This window comes from Leifsonia psychrotolerans, from assembly GCF_013410665.1.
In the GTDB taxonomy this organism is placed as follows: domain Bacteria; phylum Actinomycetota; class Actinomycetes; order Actinomycetales; family Microbacteriaceae; genus Cryobacterium; species Cryobacterium psychrotolerans_A.
Window position 1 is genome coordinate 295,319 of record NZ_JACCFM010000001.1, and the last position, 17,692, is coordinate 313,010.

General features: G+C 59.4%; 15 protein-coding genes. 11 read left to right on the top strand and 4 right to left on the bottom strand.

The features are described from left to right. Positions 1 to 702: 702 nt before the first annotated feature. From HNR05_RS01380 to HNR05_RS01395, 4 genes are read left to right on the top strand one after another with little or no spacing between them, the layout of a single operon-like run. Positions 703 to 2,313, top strand: coding sequence for a class I SAM-dependent DNA methyltransferase (locus tag HNR05_RS01380; RefSeq protein ID WP_246318321.1), 1,611 nt, complete (start codon positions 703 to 705; stop codon positions 2,311 to 2,313). Beyond that, on the top strand, positions 2,303 to 3,529 hold the full coding sequence (locus HNR05_RS01385; protein ID WP_179577388.1) for a restriction endonuclease subunit S: 1,227 nt from the start codon (positions 2,303 to 2,305) through the stop codon (positions 3,527 to 3,529). Before HNR05_RS01380 ends, HNR05_RS01385 begins: the two co-directional genes overlap by 11 nt. Next, entirely contained in the window at positions 3,526 to 6,651 is a 3,126-nt protein-coding gene (locus tag HNR05_RS01390) for a type I restriction endonuclease subunit R (RefSeq protein ID WP_246318322.1), read from the top strand. The genes HNR05_RS01385 and HNR05_RS01390 overlap by 4 nt, the downstream gene beginning before the upstream one ends. Before the next feature lie 52 nt (positions 6,652 to 6,703). Beyond that, positions 6,704 to 8,575 (top strand): GmrSD restriction endonuclease domain-containing protein, encoded by a 1,872-nt coding sequence (locus HNR05_RS01395; RefSeq protein WP_179577390.1) that lies wholly within the window; start codon positions 6,704 to 6,706, stop codon positions 8,573 to 8,575. A 163-nt stretch (positions 8,576 to 8,738) separates the two neighbouring features. Here HNR05_RS01395 and HNR05_RS01400 read toward each other — a convergent pair whose 3' ends face one another. Then, positions 8,739 to 8,966 carry a DUF2188 domain-containing protein gene (locus tag HNR05_RS01400; RefSeq protein WP_179577391.1) on the bottom strand — a complete coding sequence of 76 codons (228 nt, stop codon included), beginning with the start codon at positions 8,964 to 8,966 and terminating at the stop codon, positions 8,739 to 8,741. A 196-nt stretch (positions 8,967 to 9,162) separates the two neighbouring features. Between HNR05_RS01400 and HNR05_RS01405 the strand changes: the two genes are divergently transcribed. From HNR05_RS01405 to HNR05_RS18025, 6 genes are all read left to right on the top strand, one after another. Beyond that, positions 9,163 to 9,438 carry a hypothetical protein gene (locus HNR05_RS01405; RefSeq protein WP_179577392.1) on the top strand — a complete coding sequence of 92 codons (276 nt, stop codon included), beginning with the start codon at positions 9,163 to 9,165 and terminating at the stop codon, positions 9,436 to 9,438. A gap of 167 nt (positions 9,439 to 9,605) precedes the next feature. After that, on the top strand, positions 9,606 to 9,959 hold the full coding sequence (locus HNR05_RS01410; protein WP_179577393.1) for a hypothetical protein: 354 nt from the start codon (positions 9,606 to 9,608) through the stop codon (positions 9,957 to 9,959). A 133-nt stretch (positions 9,960 to 10,092) separates the two neighbouring features. Then, positions 10,093 to 10,989 carry a hypothetical protein gene (locus HNR05_RS01415; RefSeq protein ID WP_179577394.1) on the top strand — a complete coding sequence of 299 codons (897 nt, stop codon included), beginning with the start codon at positions 10,093 to 10,095 and terminating at the stop codon, positions 10,987 to 10,989. After that, positions 10,976 to 12,031 (top strand): ImmA/IrrE family metallo-endopeptidase, encoded by a 1,056-nt coding sequence (locus HNR05_RS01420; protein ID WP_179577395.1) that lies wholly within the window; start codon positions 10,976 to 10,978, stop codon positions 12,029 to 12,031. The genes HNR05_RS01415 and HNR05_RS01420 overlap by 14 nt, the downstream gene beginning before the upstream one ends. 241 nt (positions 12,032 to 12,272) lie before the next feature. Then, the gene (locus tag HNR05_RS01425) at positions 12,273 to 13,097 is read left to right on the top strand and encodes a hypothetical protein (RefSeq protein WP_179577396.1); all 825 of its coding nucleotides are present in this window, start codon (positions 12,273 to 12,275) and stop codon (positions 13,095 to 13,097) included. 47 nt (positions 13,098 to 13,144) lie between these two features. Continuing rightward, positions 13,145 to 13,342: an RES domain-containing protein gene (locus HNR05_RS18025; protein WP_179577397.1), complete on the top strand. Its 198-nt coding sequence runs from the start codon at positions 13,145 to 13,147 to the stop codon at positions 13,340 to 13,342. Positions 13,343 to 13,437: 95 nt separating this feature from the next. On the opposite strand, the gene istB is transcribed toward HNR05_RS18025, so the two are convergent. Together istB and istA are read right to left on the bottom strand one after the other, a co-directional pair. Next, entirely contained in the window at positions 13,438 to 14,169 is a 732-nt protein-coding gene (gene istB, locus HNR05_RS01435; RefSeq protein WP_179577398.1) for an IS21-like element helper ATPase IstB, read from the bottom strand. After that, on the bottom strand, positions 14,166 to 15,632 hold the full coding sequence (gene istA / locus HNR05_RS01440) for an IS21 family transposase (protein WP_179580434.1): 1,467 nt from the start codon (positions 15,630 to 15,632) through the stop codon (positions 14,166 to 14,168). The genes istB and istA overlap by 4 nt, the downstream gene beginning before the upstream one ends. A 332-nt stretch (positions 15,633 to 15,964) precedes the next feature. On the opposite strand from istA, the gene HNR05_RS01445 reads away from it, so the two are divergent. Further along, entirely contained in the window at positions 15,965 to 16,300 is a 336-nt protein-coding gene (locus HNR05_RS01445) for an RES family NAD+ phosphorylase (protein ID WP_343062672.1), read from the top strand. Positions 16,301 to 16,468: 168 nt separating this feature from the next. Here the strand turns inward: HNR05_RS01445 and HNR05_RS01450 are convergent, their stop codons facing one another. After that, positions 16,469 to 17,419 carry a hypothetical protein gene (locus HNR05_RS01450; protein ID WP_179577400.1) on the bottom strand — a complete coding sequence of 317 codons (951 nt, stop codon included), beginning with the start codon at positions 17,417 to 17,419 and terminating at the stop codon, positions 16,469 to 16,471. Positions 17,420 to 17,692 lie beyond the last annotated feature (273 nt).

A 17,692-nucleotide genomic window follows, 5' to 3' on the forward strand; every position in this document is an offset into this window, starting at 1 on the left:
CCCCCGCTGATGACAGCGCGAACCCATTTTCGTTTCTTTGGGTCTGATACTGACTTTCGTTTCGGGACTCTTCCGCGCTCAAGATTCGCCTGCTTGCGCGCGGCCATGTCGGCCTCGTACTTCAGCTGCGACTCCGCGGCCGCCTGACGCCGCGACTCCAACGCTTTCTCGCGCTGCAAGGCCCGCTCGCTCTTTTTGACAGGCCTCCGAACGACTGATGTCCGAACGACCGGCTTTGAACGCAGGGCGCCTGGATATGTGCGCCGTGGCTCGCTCCGTCGGGACACCGGGACCATTCTTCGTAGCGGGGAAGGGGCGATTTGGGGAGTCGAGATGAGTGGGCTCGCGACCGCTCGGATGCTTCGCTCAACCATCTGCCCAGGCTGGCTACCCGTCCCGGAGCAACGGAGCCCTCCTCTTCCATGGGCGGTCATCACTTCGGTCGAGCTCACGGTCGCAGTTTGGTGACACACTGTGCACTTGGCTTGCAGCATTGGAAGTCCTCTCGTGTGGCTGAACCGTACCTGTCGCCTCCGACATAACTCACGTGGCGGGTATTAGCGGAGCGGCGCAAGAGGTTCCATTCGACGGATGGGCCGCGTCATGTCAGTGGCGGCTGATTGACTCACTAGGGTGAATCAGAGGCCGGGCTGCATTCATCACGTGACCCACAACACGCTCGGCCGTTGAAGGAGCTCTCCGTTGGCCGGCAAGACAAAGAAAACCGCAGCAGCGAGCCTTGAGGATGCACTGTGGGAGGCAGCTAACCAGCTCCGCTCCAACATGGACGCCGCAGAGTACAAGCACGTCGTCCTCGGACTTATCTTCCTCAAGTACGTCTCGGATGTGTTCGAGAAGCGTCACTCCGAACTTGAGCGTCTCGCTGCCGACGAAAGCAGCGACTATTTTGCGCCCACGGATGCCGCCCTCGAGCAGCTCCTGGAAGACCGCGACGAGTACACGGGTGAAGGAATCTTCTGGATTCCGGAAAGCAACCGCTGGGAAGACCTACGCAAAGCCGCAAAGCAGTCCGACATCGGTACTCGCATCGACGATGCCATGGAAGCCATTGAAAAAGAGAACCCAACTCTTAAAGGTGTTCTCCCGAAGAACTATGCACGTCGTGAACTCACCCCGCAGATGCTCGGCGGTCTCATCGACCTTTTCTCAAACGAGAATCTGGCAGCTGAAGAACACGAGAGCCTAGACGTTCTCGGCCGCGTCTTCGAGTACATGCTGTCCAAGTTCGCCAACGCCGAAGGAAAACTGGGCGGGGAGTTCTTCACACCGCGCAGTGTCGTGAAGCTCATGGTGGATATGCTCGAACCATTCAACGGCCGCGTCTACGACCCTGCCTGTGGTTCTGGTGGCATGTTTGTGCAGGCCGACCGGTTCGTGAACGCTCACGACGGTGTGCGCAACGACATCAGCGTATTCGGCCAGGAGATGAACCCGACCACGTGGCGGCTCGCCAAGATGAACCTCGCCCTCCGAGGAATCGAAGCGAATCTTGGCCCGCAGTGGGGTGACTCCTTCACGAACGACCAGCACCCCGACCTGCGTGCCGACTTCGTCATAGCCAACCCGCCATTCAACATCAAGAACTGGGGTGCCGAAAAGCTCGCCGGAGATGTGCGCTGGCAGCACGGTAACCCTCCCGCAAATAATGCGAACTTTGCCTGGATTCAGCATATGCTGCACCATCTGAAGCCGACGGGCACGATGGCGACCGTGCTCGCAAACGGGTCCCTTTCCAGCCAGACTGGCGGCGAAGGTGAAATTCGAAAAGACCTGGTCGAGAGCGACCTTGTCGAGTGCATCGTGTCCCTACCGGGCCAGCTTTTCTTCACTACACAAATTCCCGTGTGTCTCTGGTTCCTAACCAAGGACAAGGGAGGCCAGGAAGTCAGCAGCGAACGGTCCCAACGCGAGCGCAAGGGCGAGGTTCTCTTTATCGATGCCCGCCAGCTGGGGACTATGGTGTCCCGGACTAACAAGGAGCTTACGGACGTCGACCTTGCACTAATCGCTAATACATACCACTCGTGGCGGGGCGAGCCAGGCGAAAGCGCTTATGAGGACGTACCGGGCTTTTGTGCCAGCGTCACTCTAGACAAGATTGCCAATCAGGGGCATATCCTTACCCCTGGCCGTTATGTCGGTAGTGAAGCTGTCGAAGAAGACCACGAGCCCATCGACAAGAAAATTGCACGGCTATCGGCCGAAGCGCGCATTTCGTTTGAATCGCGCGCGAAGCTGCAAGCAGATGTACTGGCGGCGCTTGCCTCACTTGAGGCCAGCGATGTCGAGTAACTGGCCACTCGTTCCGCTCTATGAACTCACTACAAAGGTAGGTAGTGGTGCTACTCCTCGAGGTGGTAAGAACGTATACAACACCGACGGAACGGCATTTATCCGCTCACAAAATGTCCATGACAACGAGTTTTCATTCGACGGACTCGCTCGGATTACCGAATCCGCAGCCAAAGCCCTTGACGGAGTGCGAGTTGATACTGACGACGTGCTTGTCTGTATCACGGGCGAGTCTGTAACTCGGACGTCACTCGTGGACCCAAAGGCTCTGCCTGCACGAGTAAGTCAGCACGTAGCTATTGTGCGGGCAGATAAGGAAAGGCTTGAACCGCGCTATCTTAAGGCGGCTTTACTCTCTCCTGATATCAAAGGGCAGCTCAACAGCTTGTCAGAGGCCGGGGCGACACGGAGGGCGTTGACGAAAGCGCATTTGCAAAACCTGCGAATTCCATTGCCTCCGCTGAGCGAACAGAAGCGGATTGCCCGAGTTTTGGGTGCAATTGATGAACTCGTCAACGTCAATGAGCAGCTCGCTTCGACAATGGATGAGTTGTTTCATAGCATTTGGACGAAGCTCTGCACTGATGTCGCGACTCCCGTCGCTAAATTGACCCTTGCGGATTTTTGTACGACTCAATACGGCCACACCGCACCTGCCACTAGCGCGGAAACAGGCGTTCAAATGCTGCGCGTCACTGACATAAACAAGCAGAACTGGGTCGAATGGGAGAAAGTACCGTTCTGTCAGATTGATGCGGTAGCGCTAAGCAAATACCGACTCAACCGAGGCGATTTGCTTGTGGCGCGGATGGCGGACCCAGGCAAATCTGCAATGGTTGAGCGAGATGTCGATGCTGTTTTTGCTTCATATCTTGTTAGGCTGAAACCGCATCGAGACGAGATGTCGCTCTATCTCTTCGGGTTTCTCAAATCCTCTGCTTTTGCGGAGTATGCCGCTGGCGCGATGACGGGCTCAGTTCAAAAGCACATGAACGCAAAGGTAATCGCGGCAGCCCCAATCACGCCACCTAATGCAGCGGTGATTGCTGAGTTTAATCGAATAGCGACACCCATTCGAGAGCAGCTTGCTACGTGCATAAGTGAAGCGCAGCGGCTTCGGCGAACTCGCGCTGAACTCTTGCCGTTGTTGCTGTCCGGCGGTATCTGGGTAGACGATTCGATGGGACCAGGGGCAGAGGGGCTCGAATGGGCATGATTCCAACAGAGGCCGAGCTTGAGGAGCTTGTACTCGACGAGTTGCGTGGGTTGGGGTGGACGGTTGCGTGTGGCCCTGATATCGACCCCGACTCTGATTGCCCCGAGCGGGCAGAATTTCGCGAAGTAGTTTTGCAGGAACGACTAGCGCGAAGCATCCGGCGGCTGAACCCAGAACTTGACTCGGATGCAGTTGACAACGCGGTGAAGACCGTGGTCCGGCCTGAATCGCAGCAGGTGATGACGGAGAACTGGCGTGCGTTCCAACTCATAACTCAGGGCGTACCGGTAGAGGTACGGGATGCAGACGGCACGCCTCGCACGGCACGCGCACAAATTGTCGACTGGGCCAACCCGCTCGCAAATGATTTTCTGGCGGTGAACCAGTTCACCGTTGTCGGAAAGTCGAAGCGGCGCCCCGATATCGTGCTGTTCGTCAACGGTCTTCCGCTCGCGTTACTTGAGCTGAAGCGTGCAGGGAACGAGGCGTCATCGCTGAGGGGCGCCTTCAACCAGGTGCGCACCTACATGCACGACATCCCGGACCTGTTTACTTGGAATCAGCTCGCTGTAATCAGCGATGGCGTCCAGGCTCGTGCGGGCACGTTCGCCGGCAACTGGGAGCACTTCGCCCCGTGGAAGACTGTCTACGGTGAGCTTGCCCCGCCGGTGATGCCAGAGTATGAAGTTCTCACAAAAGGCATGCTCGACCCTACTCGGCTACTCGACCTGGTGCAGAACTTCACCGTCTACACCGGTGATGCGGGCAAACTCGTGCGGTTCGTCGCGAAATACCACCAGTTCTGGGCAGTAAACAAGGCGGTCACCGCAACGGTAGAAGCCGTCGAGGGTGACGGACGTGCTGGAGTGGTTTGGCACACGCAAGGTTCCGGCAAGAGCTATGAGATGCTCTGGTACGCCGCCAAAATCATGCGAGATGCGCGGATGGAGAACCCGACCGTGGTCGTACTTACCGACCGCAATGACCTTGACGACCAGCTCTTCGACGACACCTTCGCCGCCGCCCGCATCGGCGCGCCGCTCCCGGAGTCACCGGTGCAGGTCGGCTCTCGGGACGAGCTGAAGCGCCTACTGGGGGGGCGGGCGTCGGGCGGAATTATCTTCTCGACGATTCAGAAGTTCGGCATCTCCAAGGACGAGAAGGACGCCGGCACCGCGTTTCCGCTGCTCTCGGACCGCACCAACATTGTTGTGATGGTGGACGAGGCTCACCGCTCCAACTACGACTTCATCGACGGGTTCGCCCGGCACCTGCGCGACGGGCTGCCGAACGCCACCTACATCGGCTTCACTGGAACACCCATTGAATCGACGGACAAGTCCACGAAGAGCGTCTTCGGCGATTACATCGACACCTACGACCTCACGCAGGCCGTCGCCGACGGGGCAACTGTTAAGGTCTACTACGAGGCGCGCCTGGCCCGGGTGCAGCTGCCCGTGGACGCGCTCGCTGAGGTCGACGAGGCATTCCTCGACGCGACATCCGGCTCCGAGGAGGACGCCAAGGACCGACTGAAGTCGAAGTGGGCGAAGGTGGAAGCCATCGTCGGCTCCGACAAGCGCATCGCCGAGCTTGCCTCGGACCTCGTCACCCATTGGGAGGCCCGCCGGGAGGTGCTCGCGGGCAAGGCGATGATTGTGACGATGTCGCGCCGCATCGCTGCTGCTCTCTACGACGCCATTGCTGAGCTCCGCCCAGACTGGGTCAGCGACGACGACGCGACCGGGAAGCTGAAGGTCGTGATGACCGGGTCGGCTGCTGACGACCAAGCGTTGCAGCCGCACATCCGCTCGAAGCAGGCGTTGCGCGATTTGAAGCAGCGGGCGAAGAACCCGAAGGACAAGCTCGAGCTGGTCATCGTGCGGGACATGTGGCTCACCGGGTTCGACTCCCCGTCGACGCACACTATGTACGTCGACAAGCCGATGCGCGGGGCAAACCTGATGCAGGCCATCGCCCGGGTCAACCGCACATTCAAGGACAAGCCGGCCGGGCTGGTCGTGGACTACCTCGGCATCGCGGAAGACCTGAAGTCGGCGCTCCAGGAGTACACCGACCGCGACCGGGAGAACGAGGAGCTTGGCGAGGACCTGCGCCAGCAGGCCATCCCGGGCATGGTCGAAGCCCATGGCGTCGTCGACACGATTCTGCACGGCTACCCCTGGCGCCGCGGCCTGGCCGCAGGGGGAGCGAAAGCGTTCCTCAACGCCCTGACCGGGGCCGTCGAGTACCTGCTTTCTTCGCACGTTGAGGCCGGTAGGGAGTGCGGCGCAGACACCCCGTGCTTGAAGCACCGCTTCCTGGTACACGCTGGCCGCTTTGTGCGGCTCTACGCGATGTGTGCGGGAACGGACGAGGCCGAGGCGCTCAAGGGCGACGCGGCTTTCTTCGAGGCCGTGCGCGCCCAGATGGCCAAGGTCGAGGGTGGCGACAGGCGGGTCAATCCGAATGCCGAGGTCGATACCGCCATCCGGCAAATCGTCTCCGACGCGATGACCGGCGTCGGCGTCATCGACATCTACGAGGAGGCCGGCCTAGACAAGCCCGACCTCTCCCTCATCGACGATGATTTCATCGAGAAGTTCAAGAAGTCCGACCGGAAGAACCTCCAGCTGGAGATGCTGCGCCGCCTGCTGAACGACGAAATCAAGCGCATTGCCCAGCGCAATCTGGTCGCGAGCAAGCAGTTCTCCGAGATGCTCTCCGACTCGCTGTTGCGGTACCAGAACCGAACGCTTGACTCCGCTCAAATTATTGCCGCCCTCGCCGACCTGGCGCAGAAGTTGACTGCGGAAGCCAACCGTGCGCAGCAGCTCGGTCTCACAGAAGACGAGCTCGCGTTCTACGACGCCATCCGCACCAACGACTCCGCGGTCGTCGAGCTCGGCGACGACAAGCTCAAACTCATCGCCCACGACCTAGTCGAGATTGTGCGCCGTGACGCGAAGACCGACTGGGCCGTGAAGGAGCAAGTGAGAGCAAAGCTCCGGGCGACTATCAAACGGTTGTTGCGCCGGCACGGCTATCCGCCGGACATGCAGGAGAGCGCGACGCTGGTGGTGCTCAAGCAGGCTGAGGTCATTGCGGCGGTCGCTGCATAATTTACGGCGGCGACACACGATTCTCTCTTCGAATGGATGAAAGGCTCTAGACGTGAGCAGTATTACCCCGCACTATCGGTCCGTGACGCAGCTGCTGCAGAGCCGCTCGTTTGCCATCGATGAGTACCAGCGCGAGTACAAGTGGGAGCAGCGACACATCGAGGAACTCGTGTCGGATTTGCTCGCGCGTTTTTGGGGAGAGTATCGCGACGGAGACACGCCGAAGGCCGTCAGCGGCTACGGCGAATACTTCCTCGGCTCAATCATCGTGACCGAGCGCTCCGGGAAAAGCTACCTCGTCGATGGCCAACAGCGCGTCACGTCGCTGACATTGCTGATGATTCACCTCTACCGAGTGGCAAAAGTGTTCGAGCTGAATGTCGCGGCGACGATTGAGCCACTTATTTTCTCCGACAGCTTCGGCGAGCAGCAGTTCAACCTAGATATCAAGGAACGCGTTCCTGTCCTTCGGGCGCTCTTCAACGGTGACGAGTACAACGCCACCGGCAAGGATGAGTCCATTGGCAATATCCTCGCTCGTTACGAGGACATCGAGAGTCTCGACCTTGCCGGGGAACTGGGCGACGCACTTCAAGGATTCATTTATTGGGTCATGAACAACGTTGGGCTGATTGAGATTTCAGCAGCGAACGATTCCCAGGCCTACGGAATTTTCGAGACGATGAACGACCGCGGCAAGCCGCTCAGCCCCGTGGACATGCTCAAGGCCTACCTGCTCGCGCCCATTGGCGATGAGGAACTGCGAAACAGCGCCAACGCGACCTGGCGGAAAACCATTCTCGGCCTCGCCTCGTGGGGCGAGGAGCCAGACGCCGAGCGGGATGCTGCAGCGATAAAGGCGTGGCTTCGTGCCCAGTACGCTGACTCCGTGCGAGAACGGAAGGCGGGCTCGGTCGACCGGGACTGGGAACTCATCGGTACGACTTTTCACCGATGGATTCGAGACAACGAATTTCGAATCGGAACCGGGCAGGCCCAGCGAAACTTCGAGGTGATGACCGAGGAACTGCCCTTCTTCGCAAATGCCTATCAGCTCATCCTCCAGGCGAGCACGCAGTACACGCCGGGACTGGAGGCTGTCTATTACAACGCCCACAACGATTTCACCTGGCAGAGCACCGTGCTGCTCGCGGCGCTTGACCCGAGCGACGACGAGACCACGGTCCGGCAGAAGATTGCCGCCGTCGCCACCTTCTTGGACATCTGGCTAATGCGGCGAACTGTGAACTATATTCGCGTCGGATACTCCACCACGAGTTACGCAATGTACCTCCTCGTCAAAGAAATTCGGCGCAAGCCCTTGCACGAACTTGTCGGACTTCTCACTGACCGCCTGTCGGACAGTGACGCCACCTTTGAAGGCAGCGAGAGTCGCGGCCGTCACGGAGTCATGGACCTGCGACTAAACCAGTTCAGCCGCAGATACATCTTCCATCTGCTGGCGCGTGTGACGTCCTTCGTGGAGTCCAATTCGGGGAAGCCGGACCTCTTCGACAAGTATGTCGACCGCAAGGTCAAGAACCCGAGCGACATCGAGCACATCTGGGCCGACAAGTCCGAGCGATACGAAACCGAATTCTCCTCCCGACTCGAGTTCGATGACTGGCGGAACAACGCGGCCGGGCTGCTGCTGCTGCCAGCAGATGTGAACCGGAGCTATCAGGCCAAGTCGTTCGAGGAGAAGGCTCCGCACTATGCGAAGCAGAACTTGTATGCGGCGAGTCTCACCGCTTCCGCGTATGCGCATCAGCCGCAATTCGATGCGTTTCGTGCGCGTGAAGGACTGCCGTTCCGTTCGTACGAATCGTTTGGTCGGGCGGAGCAGCAAGAGCGTCGTGAATTGCTCCTCGACTTGGCGAACAAGATTTGGTCGCCGAGCCGGATTGCGGCTGTTGCCGGCTGAGTGAGACCTTTGCCGAAGCGCTGACCTGCCGGGTTGGGGTTGCGTGCGATGCAGCCAGAGGTCGGTCGTACTGCTGAGCTCAGGGTCGTGCTCAGACCTAAGCCCAAAGCGGAGTCAGTTGCGGCCAACTCTCTTCCCCGTGAGTTGGCCGCAACTGGCATTTCTAACCCTTGATGTTGCGGGGGTCGTTTCCGGGCGCGATGGTGTTTTTGTCACGAATCGCTCCGTCGCGGCCGTGGAGCGAGATTTCCCCGCCGCCTTGGCGAGCGAGGATGCCACGAGTGGCGTCGTATGCTTCGGCCTGAGTGCTTGCGATTACCGAGACGCGGGTGGCGTCATCGCGTTCGCCGACCCATTCGTCGCCTCGTTTGTAGACATTGTAATTGGGCATGTTCTTCCTTCCTTCCGGGTATTTGTCTCATGTTCCAGCACGGGGTAATCGAACATACCTACGACACGCCGAGGTTCAGGCGTTACTCCGACTAGAAGGCGGGCCGTGCGGTGTGGGAGGCTTCTGGTGGTCGGAAGCTCGCGCCGCGCATCAGGCTGGTGGCTGATTCCCGATTCGAGATTCAAAAGGAGCCGGATTGCCCAGTAAATTGCCCACGTGGGAGTCACTGCGCGAGGCCGCGCCGGAACACGTCAATCCGCCGCCCCGGTTCGTTGCCAAGGACTCCACCAAGCACGGTGCTGCCCATCGCATCTATCGCGTGGAATGCACGTGCGAGCACACGACAGTGTGGGCGGCGACGGAGCGCGACGCCCTCAGCAAATGGATGAACCACCTGGCGCTGGTGTCGGGCTTGAAGAAGCCGACCAATCACCGCAAAGTGACGCCCGGCTCGCATCCGCGCAGCTCCTGAGGGAGAGTCGGGGAGTCGGACATAAGCACTCTTATCGGCGCGACGTCAGCCTGCGCGGTCTTCCTCTGTCGGTTCGTGCGCGCGGTTAGAGCTAACTGATGAATTTGAATTCAGAGATTTGTGTCTCACATCCACTCCATTTCCACGGCCACCGATAGGCTGCCCAGATGCTCAACGACGACCCTGTACCCGCCGACGTGTATGGGTTTTCCCCACATATTCTTCCAAGTGGGGACGCGCATCAGGCGAAGAGGCGGGGCGCAGTGGTCGAAGTTCAGTCAAGGTATGTACTTGCCCTCGGCCGGTCAACGACGACGCCACACGTCGAGGGAGTAACGCTCCGCAGCGAGGCCGACCCCAGCTGCAATCTCACCAAGCCGGGAGTCTATGGTGAGCGGTTCAAGCATTCGGTCGGTCGCGCTGAGTTCTCGAATGAACTTAACTGCGATTACTACGGCCATCTGCAGCCGACACCTAAGAGCGAGCTTCTTGCATTCTGGGACAAGCTCAAATACGGATAGCAAGGGACGCGCCGCACCTGTGCCATGGACGCGCCCACCGTCTTTGCAGATGTCGTGACGAGACGAGTATTCGACTTCCTCGAACGAAACCCATAAGCTAATCGACTTTGCTTTAACCACTTGAATGGAAATCATGAACGACTTCGAGCTCGACGTAGCTCCTGCCGGCCTCAGCGACGCTGCGCGCGCGGCATGGTGTCGCGAGCCCATGTCGCTTCCTCAACTGGGGGAGATATGGCTTCTGTCTTGGAACGGCCACGCTCACGCTCTGGTTCTCGTCACGGCGCTATCCCCGGACTACGTTCTGGGAATGCCTGTAATGCTCGGGGCAGGCCACGCCACTGAAGATGAGATGCTGCTACCAGCGAGCGTCCTCGGCACCGAACTCACCCTCCTACACAGGGCAGAGACCGGACTAGGACGCTTCCTTTTCCACCGGAATCTTGGCGTAGCGCTCAGCGAGAGCGACACGGCTCGCGTCCGCAACGCTGCATATTCAACTGAACAGCCACCTCTTCGCGTAGGTACTCAAGCATTCGCCAGGGAAGTGGGTGAGGTACTCGATTCAGCCCTTAGGAAATTCCAATCCTTGTGCTTCATCGAATGGCCCAGTGTTGAAATGGGCGAGGCAGTCTTGAACCGTTCGGCGCTCGAGCAAATTGGTGTCAATGCACGTGAATTTCGAACGGTCAGCGACCTCCCAACATCGGTCGCACTTCGAACGTGGCGTGGCGACGAACCACTAGGCGAAGCGGTCCTCAACAAGCTGAGCGCTCATTTCAAGGTAGCGAGAGAAGAGCTCGTCTCCGCGCCGGACGACACCAACACGCATGAGCTCTCCGAACCACGATTCAAGTCAGACCTCCTTGAGCTGGCTTCAAACTTGTCGATGACTGAGCGAGAGGCCCGAAATAGGGTGCGAGGCGAGTTCGCTTTGGCCGCCCGCTCAAACTCACTGGGTGAGCTTCGCAAGACCTTGGTCGAGGACACCGTCATCCGGCTCCTGGAGGCATCCCGTGACGGTGACTGAGCTTTCAAACCTTCAAGAATGGCGGAGACTGGAGAACCTGCAGCTCATCGCGCGGCACCTCATTGAACAGGTCGAAGCTCACGAGGACGTCACGCTTTCCGAATTGAGCAGTGCCCCTGTAACCGCGCTTGAGGACTGCGCCCACATAGCGCTTCGATATTCGGCGACAGTGAACTCCAATTGCGAGCTAGCCGGTTACTACCACGACAGTCCACCAACAATTACCTTGCACCGTTCTGCAGTCGACGGACGCGACAATTTCACGGTTCTTCACGAATATGGGCATCACTTACAGCAGCATGACGATGAGTGGGCGATGGGTGTTCTGGCGGAACTTCCTAACTTCGAGGCGCGCCTCTTGGAAGAGCGAGTTAGCGACACGTTTGCCTCTGCAGTGCTCTTCCCGGACAAAGCTATTGAGCACCTACTTGGGAGCACACTTACTGCAAAGTTTGTGGCTGAGCTGTACAACGGCTCTGCCGCTTCGCGAGCTGCGGCATGCATGAAAGCCATCGAAGTTGCGCCGCCCAGCACCGAGGCCATGGTGGTGCAGCTTGATGAGCGTGGGCAAGTCCTGTTCGCACGGTCTAATAGCGACAACCTCTTCGTCGCCCCATTCGGCTCATTCCAGGAGGACTTCTCACGACTCTTCCAAATCGCGTCTGAGCGAGGTGGGCACTCGCATGGTACTGCCGAATCAGGACTGAGGTACTCCACTGGAAACAGCCGGAACGACCTGAACATTGATATGGCGCTCGACTACAGCGGGACCGTCGGGTTCGCTGTAGTGACACCGACATACAGGTTTGGTACAGCGTCGTGGATGCCTGAAGAACGAGAGTGCAGCTCAAATCGGTGTGGAGAGGTATTTCTCTGGACGGCGGAGATTGGCGTTTGCCTGACCTGCGGTGTGGCGAAATGCCCCGTGTGCTATGAATGCGCCTGCGAGAGGCTCGCAGTAGCGCAGTGCAAGGAATGCTTTATGGAGCTCTCTGTCGCTGAATCATCGGGTGGCCGTGTGGCTCACGAGGAGTGTCCATAGGGGTGACTGTCACAAGTCGCCGCGAGACTGTGAGTGCGCACTCGGTTATGCGCTCGCCGAGAACATGAGTGCGTCCGTCTTGCCGTTAGGCGGGCGCCCGCGCCATCGGCACTCGGCTAGAATTTCAAGCCGCCGGAAGTGATTCAGCGTCTGCGGGACATGAGGCTGAGAATCGCATCGAGAAACCATCGAGACTACGAACCAAACAGTATTATAAAACGTAGGAAACGGAGGTTTTTTCATGACAGCCGCTACGCATCCGCAGAAGCCCGCTGGCAATATCCTTGCCGCGGATGACGAGGGTACGTCAGATTTTCTCGAGGTCTTGAAATTGGTGGATACGCAAGTCGAGATTATCAAGCTGCAGGAAGTCGTACCGAACTACAACCCTCTGGGCCCCTCTCAGTTCCTAGTTACCTCAGGGAGCGGAAAAGGCAGAAGGACCGTGCTTCTTGACCTGCGAAGCCGAGTCGAGCTCGCGGTCGAGTTGCCTCCTGAACAAGTGAGCCAAATGGTCGAAGTCGTCATAAAGGCGCTCCGGGACGAAGGCTTGGATGTGCCCGAACGAGCGGTCGAACGTATCATCGAGCTTTTGAAGTCCGAGGCAAATGTCGACGCGCTTCGAGGTGCGATGGTGAAGCTACCCGGCACGGTATCGCCAAGCATTGCTCGGGCCCTGCAATCCACTGAGAACAGCATCCGTGCAATCGAAGATGAGTTTGGTCTGCTGGACAGGTCAGGTCTGGCCGAAGCGCTCGGGTCGAAAGCGAAGAAGGGGGCATTCGCGTCCGACCAGCGGAAGAAGGGGCGGGTGCTCAGCTTCCCTCGACTGAACGCGTTCGTGTACCCCGGGTTCCAGTTTGACCACGTTCACGGAACAGTCAAGCCGGTCATCGCGCCGCTGATTGCGTTGGGCGCGAAGTACGACTGGAAACCATCCGAGATTGCCCTGTGGCTTTGCAGCCCGACAACGTATCTGCCCGATGATGGCCGCCCTGTCGACTTTCTGGACGACGCCGAATTAGTTCTGGGCATCGCTCAAAACAGCTGGGGTGTTGAGTGGTAGTACCGGTTCCTCCAAACCCGCTGGACGCTCTGCCGTTTGAACTTCCAGTGGGTCATGAGCTCTACCGTGTTCATAGCCGACAGCGAGCGGGCAACGCATTCAACCCAGGGAGCGGGAAGCCCACTCGGTTTGCCTTCTTTGGCGACCCGACCGTGCCGGTACTTTACGCGGCCGACACTGAAGCAGCGGCAGTCTGCGAGTCGCTCCTGCATGACCTTCCCCGTGTCTGTGTTTTGTCAACTTGAAGCCGGCCATTTCAGCGCTAATTAACCGGCCAGTGCGGCACCGTTTCCGGCCAGTTGAGCACGGCGGCCTCAACGGCCGGTTTTTTGGGCCGGGGCTATTTCATGAGGGCGTGTTTGACGCGGTAGGACTCGCCGCGAAACTGGAGGAGGCGACCGTGGTGGACGATGCGGTCGATGACGGCTGCGGCCATGTTGTCGTCGCCGAATACCGTTCCCCAGCGGGAGAACTCGAGGTTTGTGGTGATGATCAGGCTTCTTTTTTCATAACCGTCCGCGATGACTTGGAACAGGAGCCGGGCGCCCTCGGTATCGATCGGCAAGTAGCCGAATTCGTCAATTGCGAGTAATCGATTTTTGGCTATGTTGGCCAGTTCCCGATCGAGGCGGCCTTCGTCTTTGGCGCGGCGTAGTTGCAAAACCAGTGACGAGGTAGTGAAGAAGCGTGCCGGGATCCCTTGCTGGCAGGCGGCGGCGACCAGAGCACTGGCGAGGTGGGTTTTGCCGGTGCCGACATCGCCGTAGAGGACGAGGTCCTCGGCCCTGTTGATGAACTCTAACGACGTCAGCTCTTCCCGGCCGTAGTCTTCGGGGAACTTGACGTTGGAGTAGTCGAAACCTGTGAGTGATTTCAACGCCGGGAGCCGGGCGGCGCTCAACAGTCGTTGGCGGCGTGATGCTTGCCGGGATTCGTGCTCGGCGAGGAGCATCCCGTGCAGGTACTCACGCTGCTTCGGGGTGCCTTTCTCTGCCCATTCGGCCAGCACGGTGTTGGTCAGCGACGCCTGACGGCCGGTCTCGATGATGTCCTGCACGGTGACGAGGCTCATGCTATTTCTCCCGTCACGGTGTTGACGCTGGTGAAGATGTCATAAACACTCAGGTCCACGTTTTCCGCTGCCGGGGTGGTGCCGTCGGCCAAGCGCCGGGCGAGCATGCCCAGTGCGGCGATCTCGGGGATATCTCCGCGCTGGATGAGCAGGTCAGCAGCAGTGATAGCGGCGTCGAAACCGGCCGATCCCGACGCGGCATCGACGGCGCTGAGCAGTCGGCGCCGATTGGTGGCGGTAGCTGTGTCGAGCCAGTCGCGAACCGGCTCGGGGACCAACGGTCGGAGCTGGGAATGCCCCCAGGCTCCGGGCTTGGTCACCAGTAATGGCAGCAGGGCGGCCGGTTCGAAGATCGTCTCCGTCTGCCTCCCGAACGCGCGCGGGAGGGAGCGGACGGGTGTGGCGTGCTCGTCGAGGATCTCGACGACGTCGTGGCGGAGCCCGATGGTGAGGGTGCGGCTGTGGAAGGCAGACCCGGCCGCGTAGGTGTTCCCGTCGATGAGCAGGTTCCCGGTCTTGTCGGCGGTGCGGGACTCGTATCGCACCGGGTCAAACCCCACGCCGGGCAGTGCCAGAGACGCGGCGACGTCTTGGGCGAAGAGCTCGCCCACGGGCAGGCCCTTGCGATAGTGCAACGCCGGCGCTAACGCCAGGCACCGCGCCATCAGGACCGCGTTCAGGCCCTGCAGTGTGGCCGCTTCGGGCTCGGGGACCATCAGGTTGCGGCGGAGGAACCCGACCGCGTTCTCGACGTTGCCCTTCTCGTGGCCGGAATACGGATTGCAGTACCGGGACTCGGATCGGTAGTGCAGTTTGAACGCGCCGAACAGTGTGCTCTCGACGACTTTGGTGCCCACGCGTCGGCCAATGCCGGTGGCATTGTCGAAGACCAGGTGCCGGGGTGCGGCGCCGATGTGCTCGAACACGGTGCGTAGCCCGTGGCAAACGCACTCAGCTGTTTCGCCGCGGTAGGCCTGCACGAAGCGCATGTTCGAGAACGGGAACGTGACGACGAAGATGTGTAGGACCTGCCGGGTTCCGCCGATGATGGCCTCGGCCTGCCCGAAGTCGACCTGCGCGGTGCCGGCGGGCCAGACCAGTTCGGTAAAGCCCTCACCGGCCTGGCGGTGGAGGGCGTTCCACTTCTTCACGAAGCGTTGCACCGGCGAATAACTGCCGGTGAAAGCCTGCTCGGCGACCAACCGGTCGAAGACCCGTTTGGCCGTATGCCGTTGCTTGCGCGGCCGGCGCTGGTCCTCGCCCAACCACTTTTCAACGGTCGCTTCGAACCCGGTCATGGCCGAGCCGGCGGGCCTGGCCACCGGCGCTGGCGGCCTCGGTGAGTAGTCCAGTTGGCCGGCGTATTTCACCACCGCGTCGCGGCTGACTCCCAACCGGCGGGCGATTTCACGGCCCGTGATTCCTTGGGAATCGAGTGTTCTGATATTTTCTTGCACGGACATGGGTACCGTCATCTGCTTCCTGGTTCCTTCCGGCGCGACCGCTTGGCAGTAGACACGCCGTAAGGAACCTATCTGGGCGGTGGCGGGCCCATGTCTCCATCGCTTTGGAGACGGCCTCGGCCACCGGGTGATCTCAATCTCGCGCAGTCCCCGAACCCATCGTCGCGGCGGGGAGTTGCTGGCCTGATTCTTAGCGCTCTTTTGGCAGGAAACCAGCCACTAACTTGGCAGGAATCCAGCGCCGAAACGGCCTACAAAGAGTTGATCACACACACCGTGTCGGTGGAAAGCTCTTCCGCCCAACTTTTGAAGGCAGAGCTGCCTCACGATTGGTGACCCGGCGACCATTGCATTTGGCGTCGCTGATGGGGCTCGGGCTGCACCGTTTGGGACTTGAGAACACCGATGTCACGGACACGCCCGCCTCGACGTACGGGGAGACTGTCCTGTGGGCTGCAGCCGCACATGGGGAAGGTTTCGACGGCATCGCGTACATGAGTAAGAAGTGCAACACCGACACGGTTTACGTGCTTTTTGGCGACAAAGTGGAGGCATCAGACTTTGAGGTCGACCCCACCTACGCTTGGATATTCGGAGACCAGGCTGCCGGAGAGGACAAACTCATTGACCTCTGTGCGGTTGTCAAAGTGGAAGTAAACGCCACATAGCTCCGGGTATACGCTTTCCGACGAAGTTTGATTCGGAACATGGCAGTCGGTGGTGCTGGTCAACCCAGTCATCGGACGGGGGCGCAACCGAACCTTGTACGCGGCCGCTGAACCCGAGGCCCATTTCGTGCAGAGTTTGCTGAGTGAGCGCGGCCGGGGAGACATCGCTTAACGAAATGGAATCTCACTCGAGCCAATCGTCACATCGCCATAGCCGTTATTGTCCAGAAAGAGCCGGAGGGCTCGTTTTGCAATTTCAGGCGTTGAGGTAGGGCCGACCATTATGTGGCGAATTGGAAGGCGTAGCTGAGGTCCAATAGGGACGAAAGCTTCCACGGACGAGCCAGAAGCAAGTTCAATATACGGAACAAGCCCATATTGATTCTCACGGAACTTCACGAATTTCCAAGCGGGGTTGACGTCCACGATAATTCGGATTTCGCGCTCGTCGCTAAAACCATTGTCTTTCTCGAGGTTGATAGGGCTATCAGCAAAGGCACCCACATCGAAAAAGAAGCGGTTGAGGCCATCGTTGTACTGACGTCGTCCGATGTATTTGCGGATGTATTCGGCATGAGCCTCGCTCCCGTCGCGATGTACATATGTCACTGGGCGCCAGTTCCCACCGAAGACACCGACATAGTCGGGGTCTGGTTCGGTAAACGACCGCTGACCTTCAATCATCTCCCACTCGCGGTCGTGATAGCCGGGGGGAGGGGACGGATGCTGGTCTCCTCCAACCTGTTCGCGAGCTTGTAGCGGTACGTCCCGGTCAAATCCAACAGAGTAGGCCACGCTGTCGTTCCCGTAGTAGCGCCAAAGCGTAAGTAGGTCGCCGTCGAGCGAAGCCGAAACCAGGAACGAGTCAAAGACTGCAGACTCGCGGAGCAGCCCTCCCCTCTCCACAAGGCCCCTCTCGTCGTCAGCGAGTGTGGACTTCAACCGCTCGTAGGCCTTCTTCAACGCTCCCACGCCAGTCTTCAACTCATTTGCATCGTTCATAAATGCTGCGGATGTCGCGCGAAGCGAATTCGTTTCGATAATTCCGCGGAGCCCGGAGGAAGACGTGTAGTGCCAGGCGAGGCTCTCTGGAATGGCTGCGCTTTCGTCTTCGGTCACAACTTTGAGCGTAGCTTGCGATTGGCGCATCTCCGGCAATCAACAGCGTTGGAGGCACCGCCGAGAGCATGCTTGGGCAAGCCTGGCGACAATCGCAAATGAACGGATATCTGCTTGAGTCACGGGAGCACGCCCTATTCATTGAAGCCTGAGTCAAGCTGCAACTCAGGTCGTAGGAAAATGGGCACCGACTCGTAGGAAAAGGCAGCCTGTGGCAGCCTCAGTTCCGCACCCTGACGGGTTTCGCGAACAGCCCACCAAAAAGTCCCGGAA

Excerpts from the sequence above, each read along its gene's own strand:
- HNR05_RS01390 (WP_246318322.1), top strand. The coding sequence starts at position 3,526 with ATGATTCCAACAGAGGCCGAGCTTGAGGAGCTTGTACTCGACGAGTTG.
- HNR05_RS01400 (WP_179577391.1), bottom strand. The coding sequence starts at position 8,966 with ATGCCCAATTACAATGTCTACAAACGAGGCGACGAATGGGTCGGCGAA.
- HNR05_RS01385 (WP_179577388.1), top strand. The coding sequence starts at position 2,303 with ATGTCGAGTAACTGGCCACTCGTTCCGCTCTATGAACTCACTACAAAG.
- HNR05_RS01410 (WP_179577393.1), top strand. The coding sequence starts at position 9,606 with ATGCTCAACGACGACCCTGTACCCGCCGACGTGTATGGGTTTTCCCCA.
- HNR05_RS01415 (WP_179577394.1), top strand. The coding sequence starts at position 10,093 with ATGAACGACTTCGAGCTCGACGTAGCTCCTGCCGGCCTCAGCGACGCT.
- HNR05_RS01425 (WP_179577396.1), top strand. The coding sequence starts at position 12,273 with ATGACAGCCGCTACGCATCCGCAGAAGCCCGCTGGCAATATCCTTGCC.
- istA (WP_179580434.1), bottom strand. The coding sequence starts at position 15,632 with ATGTCCGTGCAAGAAAATATCAGAACACTCGATTCCCAAGGAATCACG.
- istB (WP_179577398.1), bottom strand. The coding sequence starts at position 14,169 with ATGAGCCTCGTCACCGTGCAGGACATCATCGAGACCGGCCGTCAGGCG.